This is a genomic window from Patiriisocius sp. Uisw_017 (assembly GCF_047731265.1).
Classification (GTDB): Bacteria; Bacteroidota; Bacteroidia; order Flavobacteriales; family Flavobacteriaceae; genus Patiriisocius.
The window spans coordinates 2,567,451-2,583,456 of record NZ_CP159835.1 but is presented as its reverse complement, the minus strand read 5'-3'; the positions used below and the strand labels follow the sequence as shown (position 1 = coordinate 2,583,456).

Here is a 16,006-nt window from a genome sequence, read left to right as displayed (position 1 = left end):
CCTTCAAGAATAATTTAAAAAGAAGCATTTATATATTCAATGCAATAAAAAGAATATAACGGTATTGCTAGACACTGTAAATTATATAGAAAGTATAAAAGACTATCGTAGAATTCATCTTAAAGATGCATCCACTTAAATGCTTAAAAATGGCATAACTGGTTTAGGAAAAAATTAGATACTCGTTTTTTGAGAATACATTACTCCTATATGGAGCATAAACAAAATATTACAGCGAACACTATACACGATATTGAAATTGGAGACATAGAAATCCCAATGGGTGACCATTATAAGACCGATACTTTAGCAAACCTCTTAAACTATTTTAACTTAATTATGAAAACATTAAAGCTACTTATAGTACTACTAATCAGCTCATCATCTTTTGCTCAAAACATTTCTAATCCCGAATTTTTTAGGCACCTACGATATAACCACGTATCGCCATATATAGATTTAGCGGGAACCTATCCAATAGATAGTGAATTGGCAGAATCAACTTCGCATTATATTTTTAAATATGATACTGTAAATAGAATAATAGAAATTATAAATAACCATTACCATACAGAAAGACAACATCCTTTAGCTTCTTTAGGAGTTTACAAAGTACTAATTAGGTATCCCCAAGGTCAAGAAATTAGAACGTTTTTTGATAAAAACAGGAAACCCATTACAAATGACAGAGATGTTTATAAAGAAGTTTATACCTATAATGATAAAGGATTTAAAACTAAACTTCAGTTTTTTGATGCAGAAAATAAACCAATGGAGTCTAATTGGGAAATAGCCAAATACCAATGGAACAAACACAAGAAGTTAATTATTGAAAAGCGGTTTAATCTAAATAATGAAGCGATCTCATTATCACCCTACTTTAAATTTGGCACCACTGGTATTTTATTAGACAATAATGGAGTTGCTAAAGCTCATTATAATTTAGACGAAAATTTAAAAGTTATTGAAAATGATAAAGGCACCGCATCATATCAAGATATATTTGATATTAATGGAAATCATTCCACGTATAGTTACCATAATGCAAAAGATGAATTGGTGATGAATCAGTGGGGTTTTGCTTATGGTGAAAAGAAATATGATACCATTGGAAATCAAATTGGTCTTGAGCAGTTTGACACAAACAAAAAAAGAATTCGAAAAAGAGAAGTTCCTTCAAACACAACTATAGCGATAGCCTCAAAAGCCACTAAAACAGATTCTACAGAAATTAAAAGAATCTCATTGGGTTATTTAATTGCTTTACAAGATTTAAATCCAAACCTAATGACAGAAGTAATGAATGATAGTTTAAATAAAATAACCATAGGTTGGGACAGGAATACTAAAAAGGAATTTGCTCAAGCAACTTCTAAAGAACAAATGATAAAATTTGCGACCTCGTGGAACAAATCGAACACTAAATTCCCGCTAAAACCGAACAACCAAGTAATAATTCTTGATATTTATAACAGAATCTCTACAGTAAAGCTAGTGTCTGATAATTGGATAGAATATTTACAATTGATAAAACTCGATGGCAGTTGGAGTGTTATTAATCTTATTTGGCAGCATAAGGATATTAGCAAATATCCCAAAGAATAATTCATTTGGAAATAAATTGATGTGTTTTATTTTTTATTCTATTGACCAATTCTCATCAAGATTTCCTCTTAAATAAGCCAATAACGATCCAAAACCAATAAAGATTACACAAATAAAGTAGACGCAACTGTAATAAATTGTATTTCTCACCACTAACCAATAAAACACTCAAATTATGACACTACAAGAAGCGTATAACTTTTTTGAAAGTTTGAAGACCGAAACAATTAATAAACCTGAAGTCAAGGTGTATGAAAAATTCCTTCCTCTGCTAAGCAGATTGAAAAATAGAGCATTCTCAAAAGATGAAATGCAATCCATTGAAACAGCGCTTGATCGTTTACATTTAAAATCAAGTCCTACCAACAGAAAAAAATACTTTAAGAAAGCACTCACAGAATTCGAAAAGTACTTAAAAGACTCATTGTCGCTAACTCCTAAAAGGTATTATACGAACTTATATGGCGGTTTAGGACTGTCATTCGGTTTGGTATTTGGAGTTGCTATTCTATCTAATTTAGAAAAATCATTGGGTATTTCTTTAGGTTTAATTGGCGGGATGGTACTGGGTTCAATTATAGGCCGCAACAAAGATGCTCAGGTTAAAGCTGCTGGAAACATGCTATAGTCAACGCTACAGGAAACAGCTTCCGTTGACAAATTAAAAACACCATTTTTTTTCAATACAATAAGGCTAAATAATATTTGGCTAAGACGCTTGTGTCTAAAATTTAACAAATATGAAAACAATAATAACTACAATACTCTTTATAGCAGTAGCAATAACCAGTTCACTTTCACAAGAGTTTTCTGGAGTATCGCCTGGAATTACAAAAACTCCAGATACGATAGACTTTAGCTGCTTTATTCTAAAGGAAACTATTGTGGACTTAGCAGCGCGAGATGAAAAAGTGAATCTAGCCCGGTAAGTTTTATTCAGAATTCACTTGTAGTTGTCTATATTTGTCTCGTTTGATATTATACTTTTATGCAGTTATTCATTTTTATTTTAGTGTATCCTTTGATTTGGGTGCTATCGAGATTTCCACTTAGGGTCTTGTACTTTTTTTCAGATGTTCTTTATGTGCTGACCTATCGTATTATTGGTTATAGAAAAGCGGTAGTCCGAAAAAATATTAAGATTGCGTACCCAGATATTTCCGAAGAAAAACTCAAGACGATAGAAAAAAAATTCTATCACCATTTCTGTGATTTATTCATTGAGATGATTAAAACGATGGGAATTTCAGAGGCCGAAATGAACAAACGATATGTCTTTAAAAATATGGACGTGGCCGGACAGTATTTAAATAATAATAGAGATATGATTCTTTGTTTAGGTCATTATGCAAGTTATGAGTGGATCCTATCAATGAACACATATTATGATAATAATGGCTACGCAATTTATAAAAAGATTAAAAACAAGTATTTTGATAAAATGATGCGTGACATTCGTGGCAAGTGGAAAACGACGCTCGTAATAAATAAAGAGGCAAAGGCAAAAATTGCTGAAGTACTAAAGGAGAAACAAAAGCGGGCTGCAATGTTTGGTTTTATTATGGACCAGTCTCCTTCAAATGACAGAAATAAACATTGGGCTCCTTTTTTTAGTGTAAAGACTCCATTTTTTATTGGTGTTGAATCGATAGCAAAAGAACACAATCTACCATTGGTTTTTTTAGGAGTTACAAAAGTAAAGCGAGGGTACTACGAAGCAACATTTACAGTCATAACTGAAAACCCCAATGATTACAAAGACTTTGAGCTTACTGATAAGTTCGCAAATTTACTTCAAAAACAAATAGAAATAGCACCTGAATTTTACTTCTGGACACATAAGAGATTCAAGTTTATTAAGGGGCTTGATGAAGATTAAGAGCCCTTAAGAGTCTTAAAACTCACATCTGTAATGTATCTTTTTAGACTAAATAAAACAGGCTCAAAAAATCTATAAATATCATTTGAATTTTAAAAAAGGATAGTATATTTGCATCCGCAATCAAGGAATACTTGACACTGCAATTATAGGAGAGTTGGCAGAGTGGTCGAATGCGGCAGTCTTGAAAACTGTTGAGGGTCACACCTCCAGGGGTTCGAATCCCTTACTCTCCGCTGATTAAGTAGTCATTTGACACTTAAAAAGTCAAAACCCTTTAAACATTATGTTTAGAGGGTTTTTTGTTTTTTATATATAATCATAATACACATTATATATCAAAGTTAAGTTACCCTATAGGTTACCCTTACATTTTGTGATAATAAGGGTAACTATTTCTTGAGGGAATCCTAGGGAATCCCTAGCTAACATCCTGTTTTACTGATAATTTTAGCTAACATTAAATTAGTAAAACTATGATTAAAACATTTTTCTATTTAAAAACAGACAAACAAAACAGCAACGGTGAATCACCTATTTATGCTAAAATTAAGTTACTGGGTAAGACAACAACGTTGAGTACAGGTAAAAATATCTGTAAAGAGAGGTGGGATTTTACCAATAAGCTAAGGAATAAGCTCCGTTTGAATACTGAAAAGAACTGTAAGACCGCTATTGATGTGCTGGAGAATAAAATTGAATCTATTTACTTTGAACTTTCTCGAATCAATCCAGACGCTACATTATCTGATATTAAGAATAGACTTAATGGTAAGTATATGAAACTAGGAGATATTGATATTCTCACACTATTTAAAAAGCATAACGAATACTTTAAAAAGAAATTTGAAGCTGGTGAACGCTCTAAAGCTTCTTTACAAAAGTATAGTAGAGCTAAAGATTTATTATGTAACTATATAAATAAGAAACATGGAAAAACGTCTTTCAGTATAAGTGATATTGACAATCAATTTGTTTACAATCTCGAATCTTTCCTTAAATATGAATCATCTTTTAATTACAAAGTTGGTATAAGCCATAATTCAGTGGTAAAGTACTTCCAATGTTTCAAAACAGTTTGTTATTATGGAATTAAACGCAATATAATTACTACCAATCCATTTTTAGCTTACGATGAAAAACTTGATATTAAAGAAGCTGTGTTTCTTACTAAAGATGAACTTGAGAGGATTCAAAATAAAGTCTTTCATACAGGAAGATTAAATAGAGTCAGAGATATCTTTCTTTTTTCTTGTTACACCAGTTACGCTCCTATTGATGTTCAAAACTTAACTAAGAAAAATGTAATAAAGGATTCTGAAGGTACCCTATGGTTGAAAACTAATCGAGCAAAAACTAATATTCCAACTAATGTTCCAATCTTACCAACTGTAAAAAGAATTATTGATAAATACTCAAATCTAGGTGGTGAGAGACTCCTTCCAAAAATTAGTAATCAGAAGGTGAACGAATATCTGAAAGAAATAGGCGATTTATGTCAAATAGACAAGAAGCTCACACATTATGTAGCCAGACATACTTTTGCTACAACAGTTACTCTAGGTAATGGTGTAGGTATAGAAAACGTTTCCAAAATGATGGGGCATACTAGCATAAAAATGACCCAGCATTATGCTAAAGTTTTAGATTCAAATGTGAAAAAAGATATGGATAAATTAAGTCTAAAATTCGCTTAGTCCAATAATTTATTTAATTTAGAAGCCCTTTAACTAGGGCTTTTTTTAATTTAAAATATTCTCATGCAACAATTAGCTAAACTGAATGATTTAATAAGTAAGTCAATTGCTTTAAACATAACATTTAATCTATCTGTTGAAAATTATAGATACAATAACAAATGGGTTACAGATTTACAGCCTAACTACTTTTCTAAACAACTTAAAAAAATAGAAAAGCTACTTGATAAGAATATTAATTATGATGCAAACAACCATCTCAAATTTTTAAGTGTTATTTATCAAGATGTAATTAATACTTATGAGGAACTTACTAAGTTTAATTATGAAGACTACTCTTCACTTGATTATTCTAGGCATAACTGGGATGCTGAAATCGTTTTCCCAAAGGTGGCTCCTCTAAAAGAGGCTTTAATATTAAAACTACCCAATCCCACAAACCAATTTGACGATAGAGCAGAATATATTCTTGAAATTATTAAAGGCTTTTTTGATATAGGTTTTGATGAATCTTTGAAACAAGAAGAACTCAATGTTTTGCTAGTTAAAAATTATAATATTGAAGAATCAGAATTAAACTCTATATATGCCAAAGCTCACTTATCTTATATTATAACATTACACATCCAAATGGTTAAAGAAATCGCATATAAATTGGATAGTTTGTTATCTGTGATTCAAAAATTAGAAGACTTTTCAGATGATAATAAAACTGAATTAGATGAAATCATTAATAATCCTAATGGGGTCAAACTTGAATTCGCCATGTCAAAAAAGGATATAGCTATATTCTTTCATACACTTCATGAATTAAAAGTAATTAAAACGGATACTGATAATATACATAATTCTCAAACAAAGCTAAAAGCATTTATAAATAGTTCAAATATCTATTACAAGCACAATAATAATCTAACTAGAGTTGGAGATATTAAGAAACAATTTACAGCCTTAAATAATAGGGAAGTAAATGATGATGAAATAGAATTACTAGAAAACTTAATAGAAAAATTTGAATCGAGATTAGAGGAAATTACAGGGAGGGAATCCTAGGGAATCCTTAGATATGCAGGGCTTGTCGCTGTAATTTTACATCATAATAAAAAAAACATATTATGATGAATAATGAAAAACAATTAGTTTTAGTATCAATAGACAAACTTCAAAGTCTATTAAATCCAGTTTTAAACAAACTGGTTATTATTGAGAAAACCCTCAACAAAAAAACACCCACAAACAAAGTAGGTTACTACCGTAACAAAGACCTTAAAATAAAATTTGGTCTATCTCCTAACACTATAATAAAATATAGGGAATCTGGTGTTATACCATTTACCGTGATTGGTGAAGTGTACCTCTATCCCATTAAGCAACTTGGTGAGGTTCTTAAAATGAACTCCAACTGGGATTTATTCCATAGAAAAGTCTCTTAAATAAGAGATTTCCACTTACTAAAAATTAAAACTTTCTAACATTATTATTAATCAGGGTGAAAATCTATGTAGCTCACAAAACTAAATTAAAATGGAAAAATATATTATAAAACTAAGTGTCTTCGAATCAGATAAAACAGGAAAACGAACTTCTAATTCCTATGAAAAAGAATTTCAGGAAGTAACTCCATTTAAATCCAGAATCAAAGCAGTTAAAGAGATTAAAAGAATAACAACTTTGATGGAGGGTGATTCTCTTGGTAAAAAGAATGAAAACAATAAGTTACATTTCTTTCTAATAGACCTTGTTTTCTCAACAAAAAAAGGGGTTGAGTATAAAATATTCGGTGAACAGAATTTAATATTACCATCATTGGCTAAAGAAGCCAATTATTACAAAAGAAAAAAGAAAGCTAAATTGATTAAAGCACTTGGTACTGATGGCAAACAAGTTGAAGTACTTGAATCAGACTTTGATTTCTTCTTATTATAATCCTAAAATTAAAAAATATGATAACATATATAAATAAAAAAAAGATTGGAGTTTGGTTGCCTAAGCGTTTATTCGAAGCTCTTAAGAGAGAGATAACCGTTTATAACCAATCAACCGATGGTGATAAATTAAATTTGGCTAAAGCGTCATATATAATGAACTTATTATTTTATATCCCAATCAATCGAGACCAAAAGAACGAAAACGGTTGGATTCCATTATGTAGTGACACATTGAAAAAGATTTATAATTATAAAATATACATCGATTTCCTTCAAGGTGAAGATTTCTTGGATAAGAGATGCGTTCCATATAGCACAGAATACAAGACATGCAAAAAATATAGATTGGGTGAAGCTTATAGAAAGCATGCCTTAGAATTTCATTGGGTGGAAGACAACTCCCACTTCATTAAGGAAGCAAATGTTTTTAAGGTTAAAAAAATGAAGACCGCTGATGAAAAATGTCCCCATTTAACCAAGTGGTTTAACCCTGAACTCTTAACCATAGATTCTAAAGGAGCGTTGAAATATACTAGAGATACTTATAAGAAGGGTTCTGAATTCAATAAGAAGAATAAAAGAACCTTTTCAATTAAATCAATTGAAAATGAATGTTGGTCTTATAGTAGAGAAGGATTGGATAATAGGTTACATTCTATATTCACTTCAATACCTAAAGACATTAGAAGGTTTGTTAAATATAATAAAGAAGAATTGATATCATTAGACATAAAGAATTCTCAACCATTTATCTATGCTTCTTTATTAAATCAATTAATAAATCCAAGTATTAATCGATTAAATATTTTCTTATCAAATGAGTATAATATATTACATACCTCTATTATGTCACAGGTTTTTCGTGACACTACTAATAACAAGGAATTACAAGCATTCATTAATCAAGTATTAGATGGTACGTTTTATGAACAATATGGTGAGATTTTATTTAACGAAGGGTTAATATCCAAAGATGTATTTGAACAATGTTACATCAGTTTACCTAAGAAAATAAAAGGAACTTGGGTAAGAAATCATAAAAAGTACGAGGACTTAAGAAAGGCTAGTAAAGATATGGTTATTCAATCTTTGTTCTCATCTAAGAACTGTCATTCTGAATTCATTAGTGTATTTAAGAAACACTATCCTGAAATATATCGAATAACGCAATTCATTAAATTTAATAGGGTGAAGAATTTCTTTCCAGTTTTATTACAAAACATTGAAGCTAACTGCGTATTAGACTATTGTACGAAGGTAATTTCCAATAGTTACCCAGAGATGCCATTATTTACTGTACATGACTCTATTGTCACTACAGCACCTTATAAGGCTATATTAGAAGAAGAGTTCAACACTCTTCTTGGGAAATACTTTGGCTTAAACCCAAGTCTTAAAACTGAACATTGGCAACAATTATTATCCAAAGTTAGTTAGTTCGATAATTTAAAAATATGAGGTTTAATGCTTAAATAATTCTCTGAAAATTTTCAAAAAATTATTTTACACATCCGACCCCTTGTATATACAAGTTTATTTTTAGCTCTATTATAAGAGAGGATACGTTGTTAGAGTTAAAAAAATAATTGAATATTTAGTTTCTTTTTGAACACCAGTCCCTAGGAAATGTCTAAAACTTACAGGAAACGACCATTTATATAAAGTATATACTTTAAATAACTGGCTAAAGTTTGACAAAAAGGTACCTTAACTTAACTAGTTGATATTCTCTCAATGTTTATACAGATTACTGATATTTATATACAAATCAAATATCATGGCAAAATTACCATCAACCGAAAACACTGAGACCTTTATTATGCGCATCTCACCTCAACTTAAAGAAAAATTAAACAAGTTGGCTCAAAAACCGAAATATGGTGGTAGTGCATCATCTGCAATTAGATTATTAATAGAATCTGCTTCAAGAGTGTAAATTGTATAATAGCAACAATAATTCTTTATATATTTCTGAAATCAAAAACATAATGAATTTGTTCTTTAAAATGCCAATCTTCCTACAATATTGCCTAAGTTTATGCTCTCCCCCGTGAATTAATTAATAAGACACAATTATTAACCTTAGAATTAGGATGAGATAAATTTATGAGCACACGCTTTTTTACAAATGATGGTGACAATACCCTTTTAAATAAATTTAAAGGAGTTTTTGAAAATAATAAGGACATAGAATATTTTGATGCTTTAGTAGGATACTTTAGAGCATCAGGATATTTCAGAATCAGAGAATTCCTCAAAGATGTTCCAAAAATCAGAATACTATTAGGTATTGATGTAGATAAAATTATTGCGAAATATAATTCTAAAGGATTATTATTTCAAGGTGATGCCAATCAGACTTTGATAGAGTTTTTAAACGAAGCTAAAGAAGATATACAAACTGCAAAGTATTCTAAAGAAGTAGAATCTGGCATCCTTCAGTTTATCGAAGATATTTCTTCAAAGAAAATTGAAATCAAAGCGCATCCAAGTAGAAAACTACATGCTAAAATCTACATCTTTAGACCAGAGAAGTGGAATGAACACAATCAAGGTAAGGTTATAACAGGGTCATCAAATCTAACAGACTCTGGTTTGGGTGGATATGAGGGTAGTAACTACGAGTTTAATGTAATTCTCGAGTCTTATGATGACGTAGCTTTTGCGACAAAGGAATTTGAAAAACTTTGGGAAGAAGGCATTTCTATTTTACCTGTAGAAATTAAGAAAGTTAAAGAGGACACTTACCTCAACGATACTTTCACACCTTTTGAAGTTTATATAAAGTTTCTAATAGAATATTTTGGAAAGAGTGTTGAATTCGACCCAAACTCAGTTTCAGACCTTCCTCAAGGCTTTATGCGATTGTCTTACCAAATAGATGCGGTGAATCAAGGTTATGAATTACTAAAGAAGCATAATGGTTTCTTTCTAGCAGATGTAGTAGGACTAGGAAAAACAGTCGTGGGAACATTAATTGCCAAAAAGTTTTTCTACTCTAACGGATTCCCCTCGCATATTTCAACAATACTAATCATAGTACCCCCAGCATTAAAAGAGAATTGGGTAGACACCTTAGATAAGTTTGAAATTAAGAATTATGATATTATCACTAATGGAAGTTTACACAAAATAAAAGACCCTGAAAAGTATGATTTAATAATTGTTGATGAAGCACATAAATTTAGAAATGATACCGCTGAAGCTTATAATGAACTTCAAAAACTTTGTAAAACAAAGACAAAGCAAATAATGCCAGATGGCAGTAGAGCAAATAAAAAAGTAATGCTCATTTCTGCAACACCTTTAAATAATAGACCATCAGATATTGCTAATCAAATTTATCTATTTCAAGACGCAAAAGATTCCTCGCTAGAGGTATCTAACCTTCAACATTTTTTCAGAGGAAAAATTGATGCATATAAAAGTCTCAAGGATAATCCAAATATTGCAGAAGTTCAGGAATCAGTTAAGTATATCTATCAAGAAATTAGAAATAAAGTCATAGCTCCATTAACTATTAGAAGAACTAGAACTGACTTAAAAATTCACGACCAATATAAAATTGATATCGCTGAACAAGGGATTGTTTTTCCAGATATAAAGAAACCAAATAAACTTTTCTATAAGTTAAGTGATGAGGTTGATAAACTTTATGATGAAACCATGTATCTCCTATCACATGACATTGATGGAATAAAATATTACAGGTATCAAGCTATAAAATATTTACTGCCTGAAAAAAAACAAAAATATAAAAATGCAGATGTTGCCTCTGGAGCCTTAGCAAGCATGATGAAGGTGTTATTAGTTAAACGTATTGATAGTAGTTTTCATGCCTTTAAAGCCTCTCTAAATAGGTTTTCTAAGGCTACAGCAGCTATGATAAAAATGTTTGATGATGGAACAATATATATAGCTCCAAATTTAAAAGTTAATGAATATATTATTGAAGGTCGGGAGGACGAATTGGTTGAAAAAATTGCAGATGTAATTGAAACTGACCCAACAATAACAATTTGTATTCCTGAAGATTTTGAATCACATTTCTTAACAGAGTTAAAAAGAGATTATGAAATTGTAGAAGGCTTAAACAAAAGATGGGCTAAAGTTACTGAAGACCCAAAATTGGATGAGTTCAAAAGAAAGCTTGAAGATGAATTGCTAAACAAAGAGATTAATCCACAGCAGAAGTTAGTCGTTTTTTCAGAATCAAAAGAAACAACTTCTTATATTACAAATACATTGAAAAAAGCTGGAAGAACAGATGTTCTGGAGGTTCATGCTGCAAACAGAGATAATCTAAAAGAAACTATCAAGTTAAATTTTGATGCTAATATTCCAAGAGAACAATACCTTTCAGACTATAGAATAATAATCTGTACTGAGGTTTTAGCTGAAGGTGTAAACCTTCATAGGTCGAATGTTATAGTAAACTATGATACGCCTTGGAACTCTACTAAACTAATGCAACGTATTGGACGGGTTAATAGAATCGGTTCGGTTGCACCATTCATTCATATTTTCAATTTCTATCCTACAGCGAAGGTTAATAGCGATATCGAATTAGAAAAGAAAGCTATTATGAAACTCCAAGCCTTCCATTCCGCTTTAGGAGAAGACAGTGAGATTTATTCCCCTGATGAAGAGATTCAATCTTTTGGACTTTTTGAAAAAGATGTTGATGAAGAAAAAGATGAGCGTTTGGCTTATCTTCATGGAGTTAAGAAAGTTTAAAGAAGAAAATCCTGAAGAATTTAGACGCATTAGAAATCTACCTCTAAAAGCAAGAGTTGGTCGTAAAGACAGAACAAAAAAAGGCAGCACCATTTGTTTTATTAGAAATCACCGAAGAGATGCTTTTTATTGGGTAAAAGGAAACGAAGAATTAGAAGAAATGGGCTTTGTTGAGGTTGCTAAAGAGTTTAGAGCAGATAAGCCAGAGCAAGGCATTGATTTGCACGAGAAGCATCACGAACAAGTAGGAATAGCCGTAAATGATTTTGATGAAAAATTAAAAGAAGAAATGGCAAGGGGTCAAGTGGTAGATACTACTCAAGGTCCTAATGAAAAAAGAGCACTATCCTATCTTGATGGGTTTTTAAGTTTTCCCTTTATTAATAAAAAGGAAAGAGAAACTATAAAAGCTGCTAAACAAGCTGTAAAAATTGCAAAATTTCAAAAGCTACAAAGAGAAATAAATGCCCTTAAGCGTAATGCTAAGAAAGACAAAATAAGACCTGTCGATTTGTTAGATGCTGTCATTAGAATTATAAATAAGTACCCAATTGACATTAAAGAGTCTAATTCTGCTTCGCCAATTGTTAGTGTGAAATCATTTGAAAAAATGAAACCAGAAATCATTATATCAGAATCTTACTCATACAATAAATAATATGGACAAAAGAGACCTACAAAAACTTTTAAGTCAACCTTATAAACAAGAGAATTGGAAAGAAATAATCCAATTTGTTTTCCCAAATGTTTCCATTCTTTCATCTCCCAAAGAATTCCCTATACATAATGATAAAATAAAAAGATTTCGTCAAATAGGAAGTGTACGGTTAAATGATGGTAAAAACCTAGCTTTATTTGAGCTTTTACTGGCAGATTCTGTTAATATACAGCGTAATAGAGTTGAATTAAATAACGAGATATCTAAATACATAGACCAAGAACAAATTCATGGTGTATTATCTGTTTTTGAGCAAGGTACAGATGACTATCGGTTTACCTTTTCTGCCAGAAGTACGGAGTTTGATGAAGAAGAAAGTGATTTTGTACAGAAGAAAACAGATACAAAACGGTTTACGTATGTATTAGGTAAAAATGAAAGCTGTAAAACACCAGCAGACCGTTTTTATAAATTAAGTGAAAATAAAGATGATGTTGATATTAATGCCATTCAACACGCATTCTCTGTGGAGCAGTTATCAAAAGAATTTTTTGATAAATACAAGAAACAGTTTGACAAGTTCTGGAAATACATAGCTTCTAAAGAAGAATATAAAAATGTATTTCATGCAAATGACCAAGAAAAACAAGAAATTAAGATTAGAAACTTTACAAAAAAACTTTTAGGACGTATCGTGTTTCTTCATTTTTTACAAAAGAAAGGTTGGTTGGGGTGTACTGCTGGAAATGTTGCTTGGGAAGATGGAGATAAACAATTCATGCAAAACCTATATAAGGGATATAATAATAAAGAACAGTTTCACAGTAATTGCTTAGCGGAGCTATTCTATAATACTTTAAATGCTAAAAGAGAAAATAATCTATTTACATGTGATGAATTAGAAGGACCATTAAATAATTCTAAAGTGCCATATCTTAATGGTGGATTATTTGATTCTGATAATGCCGAATCAAAAAAGATAGATTTTCCTAAACAATATTTTGAAGACTTATTTGAATTTTTTGGTCAATATAATTTCACTATTGATGAGAACGACCCTAATGACCATGAAGTAGGGATTGACCCAGAAATGTTAGGGCATATTTTTGAAAACTTGCTGGAAGATAACAAGGATAAAGGAGCCTTTTATACCCCAAAGGTTATTGTGCAGTATATGTGCCAAGAAAGCCTCATCGAATATTTGGCGACCAAGTTAAATACAGAGGTATCTGGCGAAGTAAAACAGGCTATTGAAGATTTAATAAGAAACCGATTAGCAGAAGACATTTCTGATTTAGATTTAGTAGAACCTATTGCTAAAGCATTGTATGATGTTAAAGTATGCGACCCAGCTATAGGCTCAGGAGCCTTCCCAATGGGAATTTTAAATGTTATTTACTATGTAATAGAAGCATTGTATTGGATACAACCAGATTCTGTTGCCAGAGTTTGGAACATTAGTGATAAAGAATGGCAACCTCATCTAGTTAAAAAGAACATTATACAACATAGCATTTATGGCGTAGATATAGAAAGTGGAGCTGTAGATATTGCAAGGTTACGTTTCTGGTTAGCATTAGTTGTAGATGAGATAGAACCTTTGCCATTACCTAATTTGGATTATAAAATAATGCAAGGGAATAGCTTGCTAGAGAGTTTTGAAGGCATTGACTTAAGCCAAATAAGTGACGCTTCCGCCTATGAAGCGGTTTATGAGAGCGAACAGATAGATATATTTAGTGGTGAAGCTAAAAAGAAAGTATCTATGTCTTTAAATTTTGAAGATATTAAAACTTTAATGGACCAGTACTTTAATGCCGATGACCCGAATACAAAAAAAGATTTACACAAACGGATTGATGAGCAAGTGCTTAATCATATTTACTTTACCTTATCTGAACTTAAAAAAACAATAAAAAAGAAAGCAAATAAACTTGAAAAGAAATTAATCCTTGATGAAGCAGCAGCTAGGACTTGGGAGCAAAAAGAAAAGATAAGAACTAGTAGTAAAGGAGCTAAAGTTTTATCCAAACTAAACAAAACATTATCAGAATACGATGAAAAAGAAAACAAATTAGCCCAACTTTCTAATTCCAATGAACGCCCATTCTTTTTATGGCATTTATTTTTTCAAGAAGTATTTGATAATGGTGGCTTTGATATTGTAATTGGCAATCCGCCCTATGTTGATTCTGAAACGATGACAAATAATAATCCTGAGGAAAGGATAATTTATAAAACAATATATGAAACTGCAAAAGGGAATTGGGATTTGTTTATTGTGTTTATTGAGAAAGGCATCAAGCTAACTAATGATAATGGAGTATTTTCATACATTATTCCAAATAAATTGATAGGTGCTAAATATTCCTTGAAATCAAAGGAATTTATGTCAAAATATTCAATATTTGATATTCGAGATTATTCAAGATTAAATGTTTTTAAAGAAGCAAGCGTATATCCTATTACAATTAATTTATCAAAAAATTCATCTCACAACTCCGTTAAGCTTTCAAAAATTAATTCGGCATATAATATTTTATCGACTAAAACTATTAGTTATTCTGTTTTTAAAAGTGATTTATTATGGGATAAATACTTTAATAATGAAGATGTAGTTAGTTTAATTTTAAAATTATTAGAAAATAGACAATTAAGAGATTTTGATAATTATTCAATTTTGGGTTCCGCAACAGTTTCCGAAGCATATTTAATCAAGGATAAATTAATTGATAACAATTCGGTTTCTAAATCATTTAAAAAATTAATTAACACTGGTACCATCGACAAGTACCAGTCACTCTGGGGGATTAAAAACACTCAATATATTAAGGATGCATATTTACATCCAGTAATTAGTAAAAATAATATTGAAGAAATAAATAAAACTAGGCTAACACAAGCAAATAGCCCTAAAATTATTATAGCTGGAATGTCAATCGATATTGAGGGGGTTTTAGATGAGCATGGTGAATTTTTGGCTGGTAAATCAACATCAATTATATTAAATGAAAACAATAATTCTCATTCATTGATGTGGTTATTGACAATATTAAATTCTAAAGTTGTTTCTTACTTTTTAAAAATATCTTATCATTCTTTAAAAATGTCTGGAGGCTATTTAAATATTGGCAATGAAGTGTTAAAAAACATTCCAATCCCAATCCTGGAGAAACATCACAAACTAAAATTAATTGATTTTGCAAAACAGTTTAATAATTCCAAAGAAACATATGAAGGGCATGGAGTTAAATTTATCAAAACTGAAATGTATGTGGCTAAATTATACAAGTTAACATTTAATGAATTAAAACTGGTTTATCCAGAAATAACCATTACAATAAATGAATCAATTTATTCTAACTTTTCATTAGATAATAATTAACAAGCTATAATAAAGATAGTATTATGGGTAATACGAGAATTCTAATCTATTTTAATTTAAATAACTTTTTAAAAATGTCATTAACAAATGCAAGAATAATCCCCTTCGCAAAAAAAA

The 16,006-nt window shown here is 30.5% G+C and carries 13 protein-coding genes and 1 tRNA gene; all 14 read left to right on the top strand.

Annotated features, from left to right (window positions below; genetic code table 11):
• The first annotated feature begins 210 nt into the window (after window positions 1–210).
• The 14 genes from ABXT67_RS11770 (at window position 211) to ABXT67_RS11705 (ending at window position 15,889) form a co-directional block, all read left to right on the top strand.
• Complete coding sequence (locus ABXT67_RS11770) at window positions 211–1,605, top strand: hypothetical protein (protein ID WP_415374240.1); 1,395 nt, start codon at window positions 211–213, stop codon at window positions 1,603–1,605.
• A gap of 175 nt (window positions 1,606–1,780) precedes the next feature.
• The gene (locus ABXT67_RS11765) at window positions 1,781–2,233 is read left to right on the top strand and encodes a hypothetical protein (RefSeq protein WP_415374239.1); all 453 of its coding nucleotides are present in this window, start codon (window positions 1,781–1,783) and stop codon (window positions 2,231–2,233) included.
• Between the two features lie 112 nt (window positions 2,234–2,345).
• Window positions 2,346–2,534: a hypothetical protein gene (locus ABXT67_RS11760; protein ID WP_415374238.1), complete on the top strand. Its 189-nt coding sequence runs from the start codon at window positions 2,346–2,348 to the stop codon at window positions 2,532–2,534.
• A 59-nt stretch (window positions 2,535–2,593) separates the two neighbouring features.
• The gene (locus ABXT67_RS11755; RefSeq protein ID WP_415374237.1) at window positions 2,594–3,484 is read left to right on the top strand and encodes a lysophospholipid acyltransferase family protein; all 891 of its coding nucleotides are present in this window, start codon (window positions 2,594–2,596) and stop codon (window positions 3,482–3,484) included.
• A 151-nt stretch (window positions 3,485–3,635) separates the two neighbouring features.
• Window positions 3,636–3,720, top strand: a tRNA-Ser gene (locus ABXT67_RS11750).
• Window positions 3,721–3,960: 240 nt separating this feature from the next.
• Window positions 3,961–5,181, top strand: a complete 1,221-nt coding sequence (locus tag ABXT67_RS11745) for a site-specific integrase (protein WP_415374236.1) — start codon at window positions 3,961–3,963, stop codon at window positions 5,179–5,181.
• A gap of 63 nt (window positions 5,182–5,244) precedes the next feature.
• On the top strand, window positions 5,245–6,234 hold the full coding sequence (locus tag ABXT67_RS11740) for a hypothetical protein (protein WP_415374235.1): 990 nt from the start codon (window positions 5,245–5,247) through the stop codon (window positions 6,232–6,234).
• Window positions 6,235–6,296: 62 nt separating this feature from the next.
• Window positions 6,297–6,614, top strand: coding sequence for a DNA-binding protein (locus ABXT67_RS11735; RefSeq protein ID WP_415374234.1), 318 nt, complete (start codon window positions 6,297–6,299; stop codon window positions 6,612–6,614).
• Window positions 6,615–6,705: 91 nt separating this feature from the next.
• Entirely contained in the window at window positions 6,706–7,107 is a 402-nt protein-coding gene (locus ABXT67_RS11730; RefSeq protein WP_415374233.1) for a hypothetical protein, read from the top strand.
• Between the two features lie 17 nt (window positions 7,108–7,124).
• Entirely contained in the window at window positions 7,125–8,546 is a 1,422-nt protein-coding gene (locus ABXT67_RS11725) for a hypothetical protein (protein WP_415374232.1), read from the top strand.
• A gap of 340 nt (window positions 8,547–8,886) precedes the next feature.
• Entirely contained in the window at window positions 8,887–9,045 is a 159-nt protein-coding gene (locus ABXT67_RS11720; protein WP_415374231.1) for a hypothetical protein, read from the top strand.
• Between the two features lie 170 nt (window positions 9,046–9,215).
• Window positions 9,216–11,846, top strand: a complete 2,631-nt coding sequence (locus ABXT67_RS11715; RefSeq protein ID WP_415374230.1) for a helicase-related protein — start codon at window positions 9,216–9,218, stop codon at window positions 11,844–11,846.
• Window positions 11,806–12,504: a hypothetical protein gene (locus ABXT67_RS11710; RefSeq protein WP_415374229.1), complete on the top strand. Its 699-nt coding sequence runs from the start codon at window positions 11,806–11,808 to the stop codon at window positions 12,502–12,504. Before ABXT67_RS11715 ends, ABXT67_RS11710 begins: the two co-directional genes overlap by 41 nt.
• 1 nt (window position 12,505) lies before the next feature.
• Window positions 12,506–15,889, top strand: coding sequence for an Eco57I restriction-modification methylase domain-containing protein (locus ABXT67_RS11705; protein WP_415374228.1), 3,384 nt, complete (start codon window positions 12,506–12,508; stop codon window positions 15,887–15,889).
• Window positions 15,890–16,006: the final 117 nt, after the last annotated feature.